The sequence below is a fragment of the Prosthecobacter dejongeii genome (assembly GCF_014203045.1).
Lineage (GTDB): Bacteria > Verrucomicrobiota > Verrucomicrobiia > Verrucomicrobiales > Verrucomicrobiaceae > Prosthecobacter > Prosthecobacter dejongeii.
Genome location: NZ_JACHIF010000019.1, coordinates 3,370 through 5,355 on the forward strand (window position 1 = coordinate 3,370; position 1,986 = coordinate 5,355).

Consider the following 1,986-nt stretch of genomic DNA (forward strand, 5'->3'; position numbering starts at 1 on the left):
AACATTGTTTGTGAACGCTTTCACGTTTCACACACTTTCCTCCACATCGCTGCTTCAGTTAAGTGTCGACCTTGTTCATATATCGAGTGTGAGACACTCATGAACATTCTCCATAGAAAGGAGGTGATCCAGCCGCAGGTTCCCCTACGGCTACCTTGTTACGACTTCATCCCAGTCACCAGTCTTGCCTTAGGGCGCTGTCTCCTTGCGGTTGACTCACGCACTTCGGGCGAAACCAGCTTCCATGATGTGACGGGCGGTGTGTACAAGACCCGGGAACGTATTCACGGTACCGTAGCTGATGTACCATTACTAGCGATTCCAACTTCATGTAGTCGAGTTGCAGACTACAATCTGAACTGAGCCCAGTTTTACTGATTTCCTCCACCTCGCGGTTTCGGTTCACATTGTGCTGGGCATTGTAGTACGTGTGCAGCCCTGGTCGTAAGGGCCATACGGACTTGACGTCATCCCCACCTTCCTCCTCGTTGATCGAGGCAGTCTGATTCGAGTGCTCCGGTAAACCGGGTGGCAACAAATCACAGGGGTTGCGCTCGTTGCGGGACTTAACCCAACATCTCACGACACGAGCTGACGACAGCCATGCAGCACCTGTGCAAAGCGAGTATTGCTACTCTATCCAACTTTCATTGGAGACACAGTGCATGTCAAGACCAGGTAAGGTTCTTCGCGTTGCATCGAATTAAGCCACATACTCCACCGCTTGTGCGGGTCCCCGTCAATTTCTTTGAGTTTTAATCTTGCGACCGTACTTCCCAGGCGGCATACTTAACGCGTTAGCTCCGGCACAGGAAGGGTCGAATCTTCCCACACCAAGTATGCACCGTTTACTGCCAGGACTACCGGGGTATCTAATCCCGTTTGCTCCCCTGGCCTTCGTGCCTCAGTGTCAGTAACTGTCCAGTGACCTGCCTACGCCTTTGGTATTCCTCTCGATATCTACGCATTTCACTGCTACACCGAGAATTCTAGTCACCCCTCCAGTACTCTAGCACAGCAGTATCGGATGCAATTCCAAGGTTGAGCCCTGGGCTTTCACATCTGACTTACCATGCCACCTACGCACCCTTTACGCCCAGTGATTCCGAACAACGCTTGAGACCTCTGTATTACCGCGGCTGCTGGCACAGAGTTAGCCGTCTCTTCCTCTTGCGCTACCATCAATTTGCACAGTTATTAACCATGCAACCTTGTTCGCGCATGACAGGAGTTTACAATCCGAAGACCTTATCCTCCACGCGGCGTCGCTCCATCAGGGTTGCCCCCATTGTGAAAGATTCTCGACTGCTGCCACCCGTAGGTGTCTGGACCGTGTCTCAGTTCCAGTGTGGCTGGTCGTCCTCTAAGACCAGCTACCCGTCGTAGCCTTGGTGGGCTTTTACCCCGCCAACTAGCTGATAGGCCGCGGACCAATCGGGAAGTGACAGGCCTTGCGGTCCCCGTCTTTAGTCTTTCGACCACATGCGGTATTAATCCAAGTTTCCCTGGGCTATCCCCCGCTTCCCGGAATGTATCCACGTGTTACGCACCCGTTCGCCACTGAACATCACTCATATTGCTACTCGTAATATCCCGTTCGACTTGCATGTCTTATCCACGCCGCCAGCGTTCGTTCTGAGCCAGAATCAAACTCTCCAAAAATTGGTGCTGACTTTAGTTTCCTAAGTCAGCTAAATTGACCTTGCCATTCTTTCAGGCAAGCTGCGCATTCCATAACACGCAGCGCACAATTTAGCTTTCGTTTTTGTCTCTTCAAACCCTCAAGCAAACTCAGCTTCCGCTTCGCCCACTCTAGCAATCTGAAGATGTTGTTTTCTGAAAGATCTTTTTCTGAACTCAAACTCCACAAACAACTTCGTCGCTCGCTTCGCTTTCCTCAGCCGCTCCTGTTTCGGTGGCGGATTGGAAGTATGCCGAGCCCCAGATTCCCCGCAACTCCTTTTTACTCTTTTTTGAAGGTTTTTT

Annotated in this window: 1 rRNA gene; it reads right to left on the reverse strand. The window is 51.4% G+C overall.

Annotated elements, in window-relative coordinates:
- Positions 1 to 116: 116 nt before the first annotated feature.
- A 16S ribosomal RNA gene (locus HNQ64_RS23735) occupies positions 117 to 1,662 on the reverse strand.
- Positions 1,663 to 1,986 lie beyond the last annotated feature (324 nt).